Genomic DNA, 16,998 nt, shown 5'->3' on the forward strand with positions numbered 1-16,998 from the left:
GCGTGGATCACGGCGCGTCGCGATGCTCCATATTGCGCTGGAAACGCCCCACATGGAAAGGCTCCAGCGGGATGTCGGTCTGCCCCGTCGCGATCAGCTCCGCCATGGTGGCGCCGACGCCGGGGCCGAGCTGGAAGCCATGCCCGCAGAAGCCGAACGCATAGAACAGGCCCGATACCCGGTCGCTCGGCCCCATGATGGGCAGGCTGTCCTGGACATAGCCCTCGACGCCCGACCATGTGCGGATCACGCGCAGGCGGGCCATGGCCGGCACCAGGCGCGCAAGATGGGGCATCTGGCGCAGCGTGTTCATCGGGTCGAGTCGCGCACGCTTCGTCACCAGGTCGGCGGAGCTGCGCCGTCCGCCGCCGAACACGATGTTGCCGCGCTTCACTTGGCGCAGATACACGCCCTCTTCCGTCACGCTGGACGCCGAACCGATGACGGGCTGGATGCGGTAGGGCAGGGGTTCGGTGACACCCATTTGCGGCCCTTGCGGGGCCATCGGAACGTCCTCGCCGAACGATGCCGCCATGCTTCGCCCCCAGGCGCCGCTTGATATCTGGAGAAGGGGGGCGTGATAGCGGCCGCCATCCTTCGTCTCGATGATGAAATCCACGCTATCTTTCATGATCGACGTGACTTCCGTCTGTTCGACCACCTGCGCGCCGGCCCGCCTGGCGGCCCGGCCGAATGCGGGGGCCGCCAGGCGTGGATTGGCATGTCCGTCATGCGGCGAATAGGACACGGTATGGATGTCCGGCCCCACCATGGGAAACATGGCGCGGGCCTGGTCCCCGGTCATCATCGTCAGGTCCAGCCCCCAGGGCTTGCAGTCCCGGGCGTATTGCTCCAGCCGGGCGCCGTCTTCGGCGCGGGTGGTCACACGGATGTGGCCGCCGGGCAGGAATTCGGCGTCCTCGCCGATCAGTTCGGGCAGCCGCCCCCAGATGTCGCGGGACCGGTTGGCCAGCGGCAATTGCGGCAGATACCGGCCCTGTCGGCGCACATTGCCGAAATTCGTACCGCTGGCTGCCTGCCCGATCAGGTCGCGTTCGAGCAGGATCACCGACAGGCCGTGCGTGCGCAGGAAGAACGCTGTGGCGGCCCCCATGAAACCGCCGCCCACGATGATGACATCGGCCCGGGCCGGTTCCCGTGCAAAGGCGTTCATGGCGTGATCCTGCAATCGAGCGGAAGGGGTTTCAGTGGCGCTGCCGTGCGAATGCGTCCGACCTGTTCGACGGGCACGCCGCGTGCGGCGGCCAGGATTTCGGCGGCAGCCAAGCCGCACATTCGCCCCTGGCAGCGTCCCATGCCCGGCCGCATGAGGGCCTTGGCCCGGTTGATCTCGGGCGAATCGAGTGCCGTCGCCGCGTGGCGGATGTCGCCCGCCGTGACGTTTTCGCAGCGACAGACGACGGTTTCGTCCGGTAGCGCGGCCGCCAGATGGGCGGGCCACGGGAATGCCCCGGCCAGCCCCCCGGCGAAGCGGTCCATGGTGGCGATGACCCCGCGCAGCCCCTCGATTTCGTCCGTCGCGACGGGAAGGGTGCGATCCTGCAGCAGGGCACAGGCGGCCAGTCGGCCGGCGGCCTCGGCCGCGTCCGCGCCACGCAGAAGCACGCCGTCGCCGGCCAGATAGACATCCTGGCGGCTGGTGCGTCCGTCCAGGTCGACCTGCGGACGCCATTGCGTAAAGCGACGGTCGAACATGAAATCGCATTTCAGCAGGTCGGCGAGCTGGGTCTCGGCGCGCAGCCCGTACCCCGTTCCCACGGCGTCGCAGGCGGTGCGGCGCAGGCGTCCGCGCGAATCTTGCCACAGCACGCCGGTCACGCCGTCCTCGCGTCCCTCGATGCGCTGGGGCGTGATGCCGGCATGCAGCTTCACGCCCGCGCGCATCAGGTCGGCCATATAGCGCACGCCGTTGACGACGACGCGCGCCCGGCTCATCATCCCGCGCAGGCCACGCAGGCGGGTCGCGAGGCTGCTGGTGTCCAGGACGGCGGCCGGCGTCACGCCTGCCCGCAGATACTGCCATGCCACCAGATAGAGCAGGGGCCCCGTGCCCATGAACACCGGCGTCCCGCCGATCGCGCAGGCCTGGGCCTTGAGTGCGATCTGCGACGCGCCCAGACTGTAGACCCCCGGCGTGGTCCAGCCGGGAAGCGGCATGATCCGGTCGGTCGCGCCGGATGCGATGATGATGGCCGAGAAGGGCTGCACCGTGATCGCGCTGCCGCGAACGGACAGCAATCCCTCGTCCGCCACGCCCCAGACGGTGGTGCCGGGGCGGTAGTCGATATGGGGCCGCAGGCTTTCGAAATCGGCATGCAGCGCGCGGGCGCGGGCGGCCTCGGTGCCATAGAGCTTTTCGGCCGGCCGGATGAAATTCTCCGGTTGCCGCCGGTAGATCTGTCCGCCCTGGCGTTCGTTTTCGTCGATGACGACGGGCCGCAGGCCGGCCTGTAACAGACGCTGTGCCGCGCGGGTGCCGGCCGGCCCGGCCCCGACGACGATTACCGGTTCAGCCATGGGACCTCTCGCGTCATGATGCGCATGCCGTCGCGCACCTCGGTCGAACAGGCGCGGATTTCCTCGCCGCCCTCTGTCCAGACCCAGCAGTCCTGACAGGCGCCCATAAGGCAGAATCCGGCGCGGGGCTTGCCGTCGAACTCATTCTGTCGCAGCCGGGGGCCGTTGGTCAGCAGCGCGGTCAGGACGGTGTCGCCCTCCAGCGCGCCGATTTCATGCCCGTCGACCACCAGCCGGACGGGCCGGCGTCCGGTCTCGTCCACGCGTCGGAATAAAGCCGTCATCGCGCCTTCCTGTGCTGCGGCCCGGACGGCAGGCCCGGGCATGAAACGTCCGATGAAAACCGCTCCGAACCGGCCGCGATGCCCTGCGCGCGGCGGCTGGTCGGGAACAGATACGGTAGCAACCTTTGACCGGACCACGTGGAAGGTGTCGAACGAAAATGCCCCAAGGAAAGCATAAACTGCCGTTTCGGTTTCAATTACGCAACATCGTGGCCCCGGCTTCCTGCGACGCTTCGTGACACTGAAATCGTGCCCTCGCCGTCGTTCGCCCGCGATGCCTGCGTGCCGCAGTCGCCGGGCCAGGCCGCTGCGCCAAGGCCGCGCCGGGCGGGCGGTGTCAGCAGGGGGCAGCCCACGGAGGATGCCATGTCCGGTTCATTGTCGTTCGACCCAGCCTCGGTCCCACTGCCCGACGGGCATCTGATCGCGGGCGAATTGCTGCGGGGCGCCGACGGCATCGACGTTCGTGCGCCGTCGGATGGTTCGCTGCGCGGCCGCATTCCCGAAGGCGACGCCGACCTGGTCGACCGCGCGGTTCGCAACGCCGCGCACGTCCAGCAGACCAGTGGGTGGGCAACCTGCCCGCCGCGCGACCGTGCGCGGGTCATCCGCCGCTGGGCCGACCTGGTGGAAGTCCATCGCGAGGAACTGGCGCGCCTCGAATCCCTGTGCTCGACGCGCCCGATCGCCGAGACGATGGGATGGGACGTCCCCTTCACCGCCGAGGGGCTTCGCTTCTTCGCCGAATATGCCGACAAGCTGGGGGGGGAGGTCGCCGCCACGCAGTCCGACCTGCTGGGCATGACGATCGGCGAACCGTACGGGGTCGTGGGGGCGATCGCGCCGTGGAATTTCCCGCTGGTCATGGGTAGCTGGAAGGTGGTGCCGGCGCTGGTCGCGGGCAATGCGGTCGTGCTCAAGCCGTCGGAAATGACGCCCTTCTCGATCGTGTATCTGGCCCGGCTGGGGATTGAGGCCGGGCTGCCGGCCGGTCTGTTCAATGTCGTGCAGGGCAGCGGCGCCGTCGCGGGCGATGCGCTGTCGCGGCATCCGCTCTGCGGCAAGCTGACCTTCACCGGTTCGACGCGGACCGGCATCGCGGTCATGAAGGCGGCCGCCGACAGCGGGCCGAAGCCGGTTACGCTGGAACTGGGCGGCAAGAGTCCGCAGATCGTATACGACGATATCCGGTCGGTGGACGACGTGGCGGACCGGGTGTTTCGGGCTTTCACGGGCAACGCCGGGCAGGTCTGCGTCGCGGGCTCGCGCCTGATCGTCCATCGCCGCGTGGCCGACGACATGGTGGCCCGGATCGTCGCCCTGGCCGACAAGGTCGTGCCCGGCCCGACCTGGAGCGGGGATGCCCGCTACGCGCCGATTATCTCGGCCCCCCAGGCCGCACGCATCGAGGAGATCGTCGCGCGCAGCCTCGCCACCGGCGCCGTCGCCGCCGCCCCCCTTGCGCGGTCGCCCGTGGCGGGAGAGGGCCGTTTCCTCAAACCGTGCGTGCTGACGAACGTCACCGCGCAGACCGCTGCGGTGCAGGAGGAAATCTTCGGTCCGGTGCTGACCGTCCAGACCTTCGAGGACGAGGCGGAGGCGCTGTCCCTGGCCGCGCACCCTGTCTACGGCCTGGCGGCCGGGGTCCACACCGCGGACCTGGGCCGCGCGATGCGGGCCGTGCGGGCCCTGAAGGCCGGCACGGTCTGGGTCAATCGCTATGGACGTTCGGCCGATTTCGTGATTCCGACCGGCGGGTTCGGTGGATCGGGAATTGGCAAGGACCTGGGGCGTCAGGCGGTCGAGGCCAATCTGCGCCACAAGAGCGTGCTGATGGCGTTTGGAAACTGAACGTCATGGCCGTCGAACCCGACCTGCTGGTCGCGCTGCGCCACGATTTGCACGCCCACCCGGAACTGCGATTCGAGGAGGACCGGACGTCCGACATCGTGGCCGGCCAGTTGGCGTCATGGGGCTACCGACCGCATCGCGGCCTGGCGAAGACAGGTGTCGTGACCAGTCTGGATACCGGCCGCCCCGGGCCTTCCATCCTGTTGCGCGCCGACATGGACGCGCTGCCGATCACGGAACGCGCCGACCACGATCACGTCTCGCGTCATGCCGGCCGGATGCATGCCTGCGGTCATGACGGCCACACGGTGATGCTGCTGGGCGCCGCGGCCGAGCTTGCGGCCCGGCCGCCCGCCTGCGGCCGGGTGCATTTCGTCTTTCAACCCGGCGAAGAAGGCGGAGCGGGCGCGGATGTCATGATCCGCGAGGGCCTGTTCACGCTGTTTCCGGCAGACCGCTGCTTCGGCCTGCACAACTGGCCCGGGCTGGAAGCCGGTCGCTTCGGCGTGCGCGCGGGGCCGATCATGGCGGGGGGCTGGCGGTTCGCCGTCACAATTCTGGGGCGCGGCGCGCACGCGGCCCAGCCGCACCGGTCGATCGACCCCGTGGTGGCCGGGGCCGCATTCGTGCAGGCGGCTCAGCAGCTGGTCGCCCGTCGTACCGATCCGCTGGTGCCCGCCGTGGTTTCGGTGTGCACGTTTCATGCGGGCAGCACCGACAATATCCTGCCGGATCGTGCCGAACTCGCCGGCACGATCCGCGCGCTGGACGCCACGGCGCTCGACGCGCTGAAGCAGGGTCTGCGTGACGTTGCCGAGGGGACGGCCCGCGTCTTCGGTGTGCATATCGATATCAGCTTTCACAGCCCCTATCCCGTGACCGTCAATTCCCCCGCCGAGGCCGAACTGGCGGGCCAGGTCATGCGCAGCCTGGATGATGCGTCGCAGGTGGCGCCGGCCGAGCGGAATGTACCGCCCAGCCTGGCGTCCGAGGATTTCGGCTTCATGCTGCGACGGCGTCCCGGGGCGTACGCCATGATCGGCAACGGCGCGTCGGCGCCGCTTCATGCACCGGACTACGACTTCAACGACTGGATCATTCCCCGCGGCATTGCGTACTGGACGGCCCTCGCACGCCATTGCCTGTCCGGGAACGACCACAACATCACGCAACAGGAGGAGACGCCATCATGACGACCCATACGATCGCCGTTCTGCCGGGCGATGGAATCGGCAAGGAGGTCATGCCCGAGGCCCTGAAGGTTCTCGATCGGGTGGGCGCGATGTTCGATATCGGCTTCCGTTTCTCGCATTTCGACTGGAGCTGCGAGACCTGGCTGGCGACCGGCAGCATGATGCCGCCGGACGGCATGGACCGGCTGTCGCAGCATGATGCGATCCTGCTCGGGGCGGTGGGCTATCCCACCGTGCCCGACCATATCTCGCTGTGGGGCATGCTGATCCCAATCAGGCGAGATTTTGACCAATACGTCAATCTGCGCCCGGTGCGACTGCTGCCCGGCATTCCGTGTCCGCTGGCCGGCCGGGGGCCCGGCGACATCGACTTCTGGATCGTGCGTGAGAACACCGAGGGCGAATATTCGCAGATCGGCGGTCGCTTCGCCGAAGGCAGCGAGGCGGAAGGGGTCGCGCAGACCGCGATCTTCACGCGCCGGGGCACGGATCGCATCATGCGGTACGCCTTCGACCTGGCACAGCGCCTGAACCGCCCGCATGTCTCGTCGGCCACCAAGTCGAACGGGCTGTTCCATTCCATGCCGTACTGGGACGAACGGTTCGAAAGGATGGCCGCCGAATACCCGCAGATCCGGACCGACGTTCACCATATCGATATCCTCGCCGCGCGGTTCGTCATGTATCCGGAACGCTTCGACGTCGTCGTGGGCAGCAATCTGTTCGGCGACATCCTGTCCGATCTCGGGCCCGGCGTTACCGGGACGATCGCGATCGCGCCGTCGGCGAACATCAACCCGGAACGGCGGTTCCCGTCGATGTTCGAGCCCGTGCACGGTTCGGCGCCCGACATTGCAGGGCGCAACATCGCCAATCCGATCGGGCAGGTGTGGGCGACGGCGATGATGCTGGACCATCTGGGCGAGGCCGAGGCGGCTTCGCGGGTGTTGCGCGCCATCGAACATGTGACGGCAAATCCGTCGGCGACCGTGCGCACCGCCGACATCGGCGGCACCGCCAGCACATCCGCCTGCGGGGATGCGATCGTCGCGGCGCTCGATCAGGTGGACTGACATTTCGAGACCCGGAGCGACGGGCGCGCCCCGACTTCTTCCGAATAGCGCCAGTCAACCGCAGCTTCTCCTGCGCTTCAATGCAAAATCGACACGATGTGCGCATTGTTCTGTGTTCAGAATAGTCCTGCCAGGACGGCCTGCCCGTACGATTTCCGACGCTGGTCCCGATCGCTGGATGCCGCAGATGGGTCTTTCTGAATTTTCTATAGAGGAGCAGGAACGTGCGACGAACCACCATCCTTCTTTCCGCAACGACAGCGCTGGTGACGGTGGCGTCCCTCGCGGCACCGGCCCGTTCCTACGCGCAGTCGGCGACCAGTTCCGTCACCGCGCCCTCGGACGTCGTGCGCAAGGCGTCCGTTGCGTCGCCGGCGCCGGGCACCGGGGACGGCGAGCGGGATGAACTGGTGATCGTCACCGGCACGCGCGATCCGCACCAGACCGCGCGCAGCAGTGTCAGCCCTATCCAGGTCGTCACCGCGACGCAGCTTGCGGCCACCGGGCAGGCCGACGTCCGGGACGCCCTGATCCAGCTTGCGCCTTCGGTCGCGCGGTCCACCCGCGTGAACGGCAGCGCCAACATGACCGACGCGATCAGCCTGCGCGGCCTGACGCCGAACCAGACCCTGGTCCTGGTCAACGGAAAACGCCGGCATACCACGGCCGTCCTGTCGAACAATGCCGGCCCGCAGCAGGGTTCGTCGCCGGTCGATATCGACATGATCCCGGTTTCGGCCGTGGACCACATCGAAATTCTCCAGGACGGCGCCGCCGCGCAGTACGGTTCGGACGCGATCGCCGGCGTGGTCAACATCATTCTCAAGCACGATACGCATGGGCTGACCGTCCAGGCGATCAACGGCGGACGCTATGCGGGCGACGGATTTACCTCGGGCGAATCACTGAACTGGGGAACATCGCTGGCGGGCCGAGGTTTTTTCGACCTGAGCGCCGAATATAAATATCAGGACCATACCGTCCGCGCCACGCCGGACAGCCGCACGGGCCGCTACGACTTCAAGGATATCGGCGACCCGCTGCAGCAGCGTGGAACGATCTCGTACAATATGGAATATGCCATTGCCGACGATGTAAATCTGTATTCCTTCGCGACCTATGGCCACCGGCACGGGGAAAGCTATCAGGATTACCGTGTTCCGACGGCAAGTCTGCCCATGTACCCCAATGGATTCAGTCCGCGCGAGACCATTGACGAGAACGATTACGGTGTGACCGTGGGGTTCAAGGGACGCAAGTTCAACTGGGACTGGGACCTCAGCACGACGTATGGCGGCGACGCGGAACGGATGGGGCTGATCGACAGCATCAACACGGCGATGCTTCAGGATTTCGGAAATTCGCCGACGCGCTTTCACCTGATGTCGTTCAGCAACACCCAGTGGACGACGGATGCGGGCGTAAGGCACGCGTTCAATGTTCCGCTGCTGGCTGCCCCGCTCAATTTCGCGCTGGGCGCGCAATATCGTTATGACAGCTACCATATCGGCGCGGGCGACATGGGGTCGTGGTACGGAACGGGTTCGTCGGCCTTTCACGGCCTGAGCTCCAGCAATGCCAGCGACAGCAATCGCGACGTGACCGCCGGCTACATCGACATCTCCACCCAGTTGCTGCCCAAATGGCAGGTCGACCTGGCTGGACGGTTCGAGCATTACACCGACGCGGGCGATACCGAGACCGGCAAGGTCTCCTCGCGCTACGATGTGAACCGCTATTTCGGCCTGCGCGGCACGGTTGCCAGCGGGTTTCGCGCCCCGACCCTGGCGGAGGAACACTGGTCGAACATGTCCGTCGCCCCGACGACGGCCAGCGGCTATATTTCCGTCAATTCGGCGGGCGCGCGGATGCTGGGGGCCCAGCCGCTGAAGCCCGAGCGCTCGACAAGCTTCAGCGCCGGTTTCGTCGTCAATCCGATCAACAACCTGCATGTCACGGTCGACGCCTACCAGATCGACTTGCGCGACCGGATCATGGCGGCCGGCGTCTACAGCGGTCCCAGCGCCATCGAGGCGCTGGAGCTGAACGGCTTCACCATTCCATCCGGCATCTCGTCCAAGGCGGTCACGGCGCAATATTATGCCAATGCCGCCAGCACCCGCACGCGCGGCCTGGATATCACGGCCAACTACCTTACGCATCTTGGGCGCTTCGGTCAGATCAACTGGGATCTGGCGGCCAATTTCAACCAGACGAACATCCGGCATGTCGGCACGGACGGAAACGGCAACGCGCTTCTGAACCTGCAACAGCAGGCGTACATCACAAGCTATACGCCGCGAAACCGGCTGATTTTCGGCGGTGTGTGGCATTACGGCAAGATGGATTTCAGTGTCCATGAAATCCGCTCGGGGCGGGCCACGTCGCAACTGTCGTACTATACCGGGCCGAACGCCTATTCGAACACGCAGTTCATGCGCTTCGTCAATCCGCCGCGCTACGAGACCAATCTGGTGATCGGTTATCAGCTTACCCCGCGCTGGCGCGTGGCGCTGGGGGCGAACAATGTCGGCAACGCCAAGCAGAAGAAAATTCCGGCGGAGTTCCGCTATCTCGGTGCCTATGCCTACGACGTGAACATCGAGCAGATCGGCTATAATGGCGGGTTCTACTACTTCCAGGTGAACTTCAAACTCTGATCCCGAGCCCGCCGCGGCATCGCGGGCGGCAGGGAATGCTGCCCGTGGTTTTCAATTCGGCATATTATGTGCCGACGTAGGAAAAAACCGGCCTCGCGTGGCCGGAAACCCATGCTCTACTGCACTTCACGACGCAGGAGGTCCTGTTCACCATGTCTCTCTTCAAGCCTAAATTCGTTACGTTTGACTGCTACGGTACCCTCGTCAATTTCGCGATGGGGCCAACGGCGCGCCGGCTCTACGCCGATGCCATTCCCGCCGAAGCCATGGACCGGTTCGTGGCCGACTTCGCGGGCTATCGGCTCGATGAGGTTCTGGGCGAATGGAAGCCCTACCGCAACGTGGTGCTGAACGCCGTCGAACGCACCTGCCGGCGCTGGAACATTCCTTTCGACGTTTCGGTGGCCAACCAGTTCTACGACGCGGTGCCAAGCTGGGGCCCGTGGCCCGACGTAGCGGAGCCCCTGGCCCGGGTCGCGAAGGAATTTCCGCTGGTGATCCTGTCCAACGCCATGAATTCCCAGATCCATTCCAACGTGGCGAATATCGGCGTGCCGTTCCATCGGGTGCTGACGGCCGAGGATGCGCGGGCCTACAAGCCGCGGATGCGGGCGTTCGAATACATGTTCGACTCGCTCGGCTGCGGGCCGGAGGATATCCTGCATGTCTCGTCGTCGCTGCGCTACGACCTCATGCCCGCCCGCGACCTGGGCGTGAAGAACAAGGTGTTCGTCGCCCGCGGGCATGAACCCTCGACCCCGGAATATGGCTACACCGAAATTCGGGACATCGGCGGCCTGCCTGGCGTCCTCGGGCTGTAGGACCCGGCTGCGTCGCGATGAACGCGGCGGGAAACATGGCAACAGGAGGAGGCACATGAAGGCGGACAGCTACTGGATCGATACCGCCCCTGCCTTTGACGGCGGCGCCTCCGGCCCCGTTCCGGCGCGGGCGGACGCCGTGGTGATCGGCGGCGGCTATACCGGCCTGGCGGCGGCGCGTGCTCTGGCGATGGCGGGCGCGCGGGTCGTGGTGCTTGAAGCAGGGCGCGCGGCTCATGCGGCCTCGGGGCGCAATGGCGGCCAGTGCAATAACGGCCTGGCGCAGGATTTCGGATCCATGGCCGGCGCGTACGGGTTGGATCGCGCGCGGGCGTTCTACCGCGATTTCGACGATGCCGTAACCACCGTCGAGACCCTGGTCAGGGACGAAGGGATCGACTGCGATTTCAGCCAGGGCGGCAAGCTGAAGCTGGCGGCCAAGCCCGAGCACGTCGCCAAGCTGGAAGCCAGCGCCGAGTTGCTGCGGCGGGAGGTGGATGCCGATGTCACGTTCCTCGACGCGGCGGAAACCCGGCGCGAGGTCGCATCCGACACGTTCCATGGCGCGCTGCTGTTCCGGCGGAGCGCATCGATGCATGTCGGACGCTTCGGCGCGGGGCTGGCCGCCGCGGCGGCTAGGCGAGGCGCGCAGGTGTTCGAAAACGCATTCGTCAGCCGCCTCGAACCCCTGGGCGGCGGCCGCTATCGCGTAACGTCCACCCGCGGCGTGGTTGACGCCGAACGGGTGCTGATCGCCACCGGCGCTTCGGAAAAGGGGCCGTTCGGCTGGTTTCGGCGTCGGATCGTGCCGATCGGCAGCTTTATCGTGGCGACCGAACCGCTGCCCGGCGATATGCGCCGGCGCATTCTGCCCGGCGCGCGCACCTGCACGACCACGCGCCTGATCGGCAATTTCTTCCGTACAACACCCGACGACCGGCTGATCTTCGGCGGCCGGGCCCGCTTCGCCCTGCCTGGGCCGCGCGACGACGCCAAGAGCGGCATCGTGCTGCGGCGCGCGATGGTGGGCATGTTTCCCGAACTGGCGCAGACGCGCATCGACTATTGCTGGGGCGGTGTCGTGGACATGTCGGCCGACCGCCTGCCGCATGCGGGCCGGCACGAGGGCCTTTTCTTCGCGACAGGGTTCAGCGGGCATGGCACGCAGATGTCGGTTCATCTCGGCGCGGCCATGGCCGCGGCCATGCTGGGCACGCGCTCGGACGTCGTCTGGGACCAGGGGAGGTGGCCTGCCATAACCGGTCATTACGGCAAGCCCTGGTTCCTGCCGGCGGTCGGCGCCTGGTACCGGATCAAGGATGCGCTGTCGTGACGGCGGGGTCCTGACCATGGGCGCCGGCGCGCTGTCCCCGCACTGCCCCGTCTCCCGCCGGGCGGCCCTGGGTCTTGGCCTTGGCGGCACGGCGGCCATTCTGGCCGGCCCCCGGGCAGCGGCGCAGGGGGCAGGGGTGCCCCGGCGCGGCGGGCATCTGCGCCTGGCCGGGCTGGCCGGATCGACCGCCGACACGCTGGACCCCGCGCGGATGTCGGTTGCCAACGATTTCGTGCGGGGCAAGTCGTTCTATGACGGGCTCGTGGCGTTGGACGATGCGATGGTGCCGCACCCCGCTCTGGCGGAACGTCTGGATACCGACGATTTCCAGACATGGCACATCACGCTGCGCCGGGGCGTGACGTTTCATGACGGCGGCCCGTTGACGGCATCGGATGTCGTCTATTCCCTGAGCCGGCACAAGGATCCGGCCGTCGCCTCGCAGCAACGGATCGCGGCGCAGCAGATGCGTGATATCCGCGCGACCGGGCCGCTGACGGTCGAAATCGGGCTGGTGGGGCCGAATGTCGATTTCCCCGCCATTCTCGGGATGGATAATTTCGCGGTCATCCGCGACGGAACCAGGAATTTTTCGTCCGCCAACGGCACCGGTCCCTTCATCTGCACCGGTTTCCAGCCCGGTATCCGGACCACCGGGCGTCGCAACCCCGACTATTGGGGCGCGGCCGCGTGGCTCGACACGATCGACCTGATCGCAATCTCCGACGACATGTCGCGGCACGATGCCCTGCTGTCGGGCGACGTGGATATCATCGGATCGGCCAATCCCCGTCTTGTCCGGCTTCTGCGGACGCGCGGGTTCGGGATCATGGAAAGCCCGGTGGGCACCTACACGGACCTTGCCGTCAGGCTCGACCAGGTTCCGGGGAACAACGCCGACTTCGTGACCGGCATCAAATATCTTGTCGACCGGGAACAGGTGCGCGATTCCGTATTCCTCGGTTTCGCGCGGATCGGCAACGACCATCCCATTCCGCCGGAAGATCCTTATTTTGCCGCCGACCTGCCACAACGGGCCTACGATCCCGACCGGGCGCGATTCCATCTGAAACGATCGGGAATGAGTGGGAAGGACCTGGCGTTTTTCTGTTCTCCGGCGGCGCTGGCCTCGGTCGATATCGCCGTGCTGCTGCAATACGCGGCCCAGCGCGCGGGAATGGATGTGGGCATTCGCCGCATGCCGGTGGACGGGTACTGGAGCCAGTACTGGATGAAAATGCCGATGAGTTTCGGCAATACGAATGCGCGCCCCTCGGCCGATATGGCCTTTACGCTCAGCTTTTCCTCCCAGGCCTCGATGAACGAGTCCCGCTGGCGTGATCCGCGCTTCGACGCGTTGCTGCTGCAGGCCCGCGGCGAGCGGGACGATACGGTGCGCCGGCGCATCTATCACGACATGCAGGCTATGGTGCGTGACGGGTCCGGCGTCTGCATTCCCGCCTTCACCACCAGCCTGGACGCGTTCGCCCCGCAGGTGCGGGGCCTGCGCCCCAATCGTGCGGGACAATTGATGGGGTACGGCTTCACCCGGTCCGTGTGGCTGGATGACGGGGGTACGCATCGATGACCCGCAGCCTGGGTCCGCTCATCCTCGGACGGCTGGCGGCCTCCGCCTTTTCGCTGGCGTTCGTCGTCGTGACGATCTTCGCGATCACCGCGGCCCTGCCGGGCGACGTCGCGGATACGCTGCTCGGCCAAAGCGCGACGCCTGAGGCCGCGGCGTCCCTGCGTCATGCCATGGCGCTGGACCAGCCGGCGTGGCTGCGGTTCTGGCACTGGGCGGGGGACATGCTGCACGCCGATCCCGGCCGGTCGCTGCTGACCGGCCGCCCCGTCGCCGAACTGGTGGGGCCGAGGCTGTATAACTCGCTGCTGCTGGCGGGGGCGACGGCGGCGGTTTCCGTACCGTTGTCCCTGGCCCTGGGGCTGGCCTGCACGATGGCGCGCGGCACGGTGTTCGACCGGGCGGCGACGGTGCTGATGCTTGGTACCGTCTCGGTGCCGGTGTTCCTGATCGCGACGGTCGCGGTGTTCGTGTTCGCGGTGCAGTTCCATCTCGCGCCCGCACTGGCGGATATCAACGCGGTCCATTCGCCGTTGCAGTTCGTCAGGGTCTTCCTGATGCCGGTGGCCACGCTGTCCGGCGCGACGACCGCGCAGATGAGCCGCATGATCCGGGCCTGCATGATCGACGTGTTTTCCGCGCCCTGGATCGAAATGGCGGTGCTGAAGGGCGTGCCGCCGGTCCGCATCGTGCTGTTCCATGCCCTGCCGAACGCCATCGGCCCGGTGGTGAACGCGATCGCGCTCAGCCTGTCGTCGCTGCTGGGCGGCGTCGTGGTGGTCGAAACGGTGTTCAGCTACCCCGGCATGGCGGGGTTGATGGTGGATTCGGTCGCGGCGCGCGATGTGCCGGTGGTCCAGTGCTGCGCGCTGATCTTCTGCATGGTCTATCTGGCCCTGACGACGCTGGCCGATGTCGTGGCGGTGGCATCCGCGCCCCGGGGGAGGGACCGGTGAGCGCCGTCGGCGCCTTCCTGTCGCGCGGTGGACGGCACGGGGCGATGTTCGCGGCGCGGCTGGCGCCGGGGCCGCGTCGCGCACTGGGGCTGCTGGCCGTGTGGTTCGTCATCGCCTTCGCCGGTCCGCTGCTGGCCCCCCATGCGCCGGGCGAGATCGTTGACCGCGATGTCTTCGCCGGCGTCTCGCTCCACCACTGGCTCGGCACGGATTATCTGGGCCGCGACCTGGGCAGCCGGCTGCTGTGGGGCGTGCGCTATACCGTGCTGATCTGCACCCTTTCGACGCTGCTGTCGTGCTGCTGCGGCATCGTGCTCGGCATCGCCGCGACGGCGACGTCGGTCTGGGTCGAGCGGGTTCTGGGACGGCTGATGGATGGGCTGCTGTCCATCCCCAGCCTGCTGTTCGCGCTGCTGGTCATCGCGGCGGCCGGTGAATCGATCCCGGCCCTGATCCTGACGATGGGCGTGATCTATATGCCGGGCTCGTATCGCACCAGCCGCGCCCTGGCCCTGCGGATCGCGCGGGCGGATTACGTTACGGCGGCGCTGGCGCGCGGCGAAGGCCGGGCCTTCGTCATCCTGCGCGAAATCCTGCCGAACATGACCGGGCCTCTGCTGTCGGATATCGGCCTGCGCTTTGTTTATGCCGTGCTGCTGCTCAGCAACCTCAGCTTCCTGGGGCTGGGGGTGCAGCCGCCCCTGGTCGACCTGGGGTCGCTGGTGCGCGAAAACGTGCTGGGCCTGGCCTACGGCGCGCCGGCGGTCGTGGTGCCCACCCTTGTGCTGGCGCTGCTGACGGTGGGCATCAACCTCGCGCTTGACGGACGGCGGCCATGACGAACCTGATTTCGGTCCGGGGTCTGCGTGTGACGGGACGGCGCGCGGATGGCGGCGACGTCCCGATCGTGCGCGACGTCAGCCTGGAGGCACGCCAGGGCGAGGTGCTGGCCCTGGTCGGCGAATCCGGCTCGGGCAAGACCACGATCGCCCTGGCCCTGATGGGCCATGCCCGCGCCGGATGCGGGATTTCGGGCGGCGAGATCGAGGTGGCCGGTCACAGGGTCGACCGGCTGGATGCCGCGGGGCTGCGGGCCTTCCGGGGGCGGACGATCAGCTACGTGGCGCAGAATGCCGGATCGGCGTTCAACCCGGCGCTGACGCTGCACCGGCAGGTGATCGAGCCCGCGCTGACGCACTGGGTACTGCCGCGCCGGGAAGCGGAGCGCCGCGCGGTGGAACTGTTCCGCGCGATGGCCCTGCCGCACCCTGAAACGATCGGCGCCCGTTACCCGCATCAATTGTCCGGCGGCCAGCTCCAGCGGCTGATGGCCGCGATGGCGCTGATTACGGAACCCGAAGTGGTGGTCTTCGACGAACCGACCACGGCGCTGGACGTGACGACGCAGATCGAGGTTCTGGAGGCCTTCCGGGCCGTGCTGGCGCATCGGGGCATCACCGGGGTCTATGTCACGCATGACCTGGCCGTCGTGGCGCAGGTTGCCGACCGCGCCGTGGTGCTGCGCCATGGCGCAGTGTGCGAAAGCGACGCCACAGCGATGGTTCTGGAGCGTCCGCGCACCGCCTATGCCCGCCAACTGGTCGAGGCGTGCCATCTGCCGGTGCGCCCCGCACGCCCCGCGGCCGCGCCCGCTGACGGCGCGGCCGCCGAACCGGTGCTGACGGTGTCGGACGTCATCGTGGGGTATGGGCGCGTGGACGCACGGGGCCTGCCCGCGCGGCGCATTCTGGACGGCATCGACCTGTCGGTGCCCCAGGGCCGCATCCTGGGCATCATCGGCGAGTCCGGCTGCGGCAAGAGCACGCTGGCGCGCACCATTGCGGGACTGCAGCCCCCGGCGGCCGGTACGCTGCGTTTCCGGGGAGATATCCTGGCGGGCGGCGTGGGGCATCGCACGCCCGAACAGCGCCGGCGCCTGCAGATCGTGGCGCAGAACGCGGATCTGGTGCTCAATCCGGCATGGACCGTGGGCGCCATCCTTGAGCGCGTGCTTGAATTCTTCCACGGCCTGCGCGGCGTTGCGGCCCGTGCCGAGGCGCTGAGGCTTCTGGATCTTGTCCATTTGCCGCATGCCCTCTTCGACCGGCGCCCGATGGAACTGTCGGGCGGCCAGAAGCAGCGGGTCAATTTCGCCCGGGCCCTGGCGGCGCGCCCCGATCTGGTCCTGTGCGACGAGATCACCGCGGCGCTGGACCCGGTGGTGGCCGCGGCGATCCTGGAGCTGATGTCCGAACTGCAGGCGACGCTCGGCCTGTCATGCGTCTTCATCACCCATGATCTGCATGCGCTTCGGGCAGTCTGCGACCGGGTGGCCGTGCTGCTGGGCGGGCATGTGGTCGAACAATGCGAAGCCGCGTCGCTGATGGATGGGGCGCATCATCCCTATACCCAGCTTCTGGTCTCCTCGGTGCCCGAGATGCGCGCGGGATGGCTGGACGAGGTCGCGGCACGGCGGCGCGCGACGACACCCGGCCCGGTGCCGCCCGCGGCCGATGGAGGGTGCCCGTTCACGCCCCGTTGCGGCCTGCGGGTCGAGGGGGTGTGCGACCGCGTGCCGCCTCCCATCATCAACAGCCCGGACGGCCAGCGGATCGCCTGCCATCTGCCGCCGGACGAACTGCCTGTCCTGCCACGGACATGACAGTGGACAGTACCTGCGGGGCCATTCCCGCCCCTTCGCCGA

General features: G+C 67.4%; 13 protein-coding genes. 10 read left to right on the forward strand and 3 right to left on the reverse strand.

What is annotated here, in order from left to right; all coding sequences use genetic code 11:
* Positions 1-7 precede the first annotated feature (7 nt).
* From HLH34_RS00545 to HLH34_RS00555, 3 genes are read right to left on the reverse strand one after another with little or no spacing between them, the layout of a single operon-like run.
* Positions 8-1,174 (reverse strand): NAD(P)/FAD-dependent oxidoreductase, encoded by a 1,167-nt coding sequence (locus tag HLH34_RS00545; RefSeq protein ID WP_183117643.1) that lies wholly within the window; start codon positions 1,172-1,174, stop codon positions 8-10.
* Positions 1,171-2,538, reverse strand: coding sequence for an FAD/NAD(P)-dependent oxidoreductase (locus tag HLH34_RS00550; RefSeq protein WP_183117644.1), 1,368 nt, complete (start codon positions 2,536-2,538; stop codon positions 1,171-1,173). Before HLH34_RS00550 ends, HLH34_RS00545 begins: the two co-directional genes overlap by 4 nt.
* Entirely contained in the window at positions 2,523-2,822 is a 300-nt protein-coding gene (locus HLH34_RS00555) for a (2Fe-2S)-binding protein (RefSeq protein WP_183117645.1), read from the reverse strand. The genes HLH34_RS00550 and HLH34_RS00555 overlap by 16 nt, the downstream gene beginning before the upstream one ends.
* Before the next feature lie 366 nt (positions 2,823-3,188).
* Between HLH34_RS00555 and HLH34_RS00560 the strand changes: the two genes are divergently transcribed.
* From HLH34_RS00560 to HLH34_RS00605, 10 genes are all read left to right on the forward strand, one after another.
* A complete protein-coding gene (locus HLH34_RS00560; RefSeq protein ID WP_183117646.1) occupies positions 3,189-4,673 on the forward strand; it encodes an aldehyde dehydrogenase family protein in 1,485 nt (494 codons plus the stop codon).
* A gap of 5 nt (positions 4,674-4,678) precedes the next feature.
* Entirely contained in the window at positions 4,679-5,866 is a 1,188-nt protein-coding gene (locus HLH34_RS00565) for an amidohydrolase (RefSeq protein ID WP_183117647.1), read from the forward strand.
* Entirely contained in the window at positions 5,863-6,939 is a 1,077-nt protein-coding gene (locus HLH34_RS00570; RefSeq protein WP_220791983.1) for a tartrate dehydrogenase, read from the forward strand. Before HLH34_RS00565 ends, HLH34_RS00570 begins: the two co-directional genes overlap by 4 nt.
* A 224-nt stretch (positions 6,940-7,163) precedes the next feature.
* Positions 7,164-9,599, forward strand: coding sequence for a TonB-dependent receptor plug domain-containing protein (locus tag HLH34_RS00575; RefSeq protein ID WP_183117648.1), 2,436 nt, complete (start codon positions 7,164-7,166; stop codon positions 9,597-9,599).
* Between the two features lie 152 nt (positions 9,600-9,751).
* Entirely contained in the window at positions 9,752-10,420 is a 669-nt protein-coding gene (locus HLH34_RS00580) for a haloacid dehalogenase type II (protein WP_183117649.1), read from the forward strand.
* Between the two features lie 55 nt (positions 10,421-10,475).
* Entirely contained in the window at positions 10,476-11,753 is a 1,278-nt protein-coding gene (locus HLH34_RS00585; protein WP_183117650.1) for an NAD(P)/FAD-dependent oxidoreductase, read from the forward strand.
* Positions 11,740-13,341 (forward strand): ABC transporter substrate-binding protein, encoded by a 1,602-nt coding sequence (locus HLH34_RS00590; protein WP_244959529.1) that lies wholly within the window; start codon positions 11,740-11,742, stop codon positions 13,339-13,341. The genes HLH34_RS00585 and HLH34_RS00590 overlap by 14 nt, the downstream gene beginning before the upstream one ends.
* Complete coding sequence (locus HLH34_RS00595) at positions 13,338-14,294, forward strand: ABC transporter permease (RefSeq protein ID WP_183117651.1); 957 nt, start codon at positions 13,338-13,340, stop codon at positions 14,292-14,294. Before HLH34_RS00590 ends, HLH34_RS00595 begins: the two co-directional genes overlap by 4 nt.
* A complete protein-coding gene (locus tag HLH34_RS00600) occupies positions 14,291-15,133 on the forward strand; it encodes an ABC transporter permease (RefSeq protein WP_264784205.1) in 843 nt (280 codons plus the stop codon). The genes HLH34_RS00595 and HLH34_RS00600 overlap by 4 nt, the downstream gene beginning before the upstream one ends.
* Positions 15,130-16,956 carry an ABC transporter ATP-binding protein gene (locus HLH34_RS00605; protein ID WP_183117652.1) on the forward strand — a complete coding sequence of 609 codons (1,827 nt, stop codon included), beginning with the start codon at positions 15,130-15,132 and terminating at the stop codon, positions 16,954-16,956. The genes HLH34_RS00600 and HLH34_RS00605 overlap by 4 nt, the downstream gene beginning before the upstream one ends.
* The last annotated feature ends 42 nt before the right edge of the window (positions 16,957-16,998 follow it).

Origin of the sequence: Gluconacetobacter azotocaptans (genome assembly GCF_014174355.1) — a bacterium.
In the GTDB taxonomy this organism is placed as follows: Bacteria; Pseudomonadota; Alphaproteobacteria; order Acetobacterales; family Acetobacteraceae; genus Gluconacetobacter; species Gluconacetobacter azotocaptans.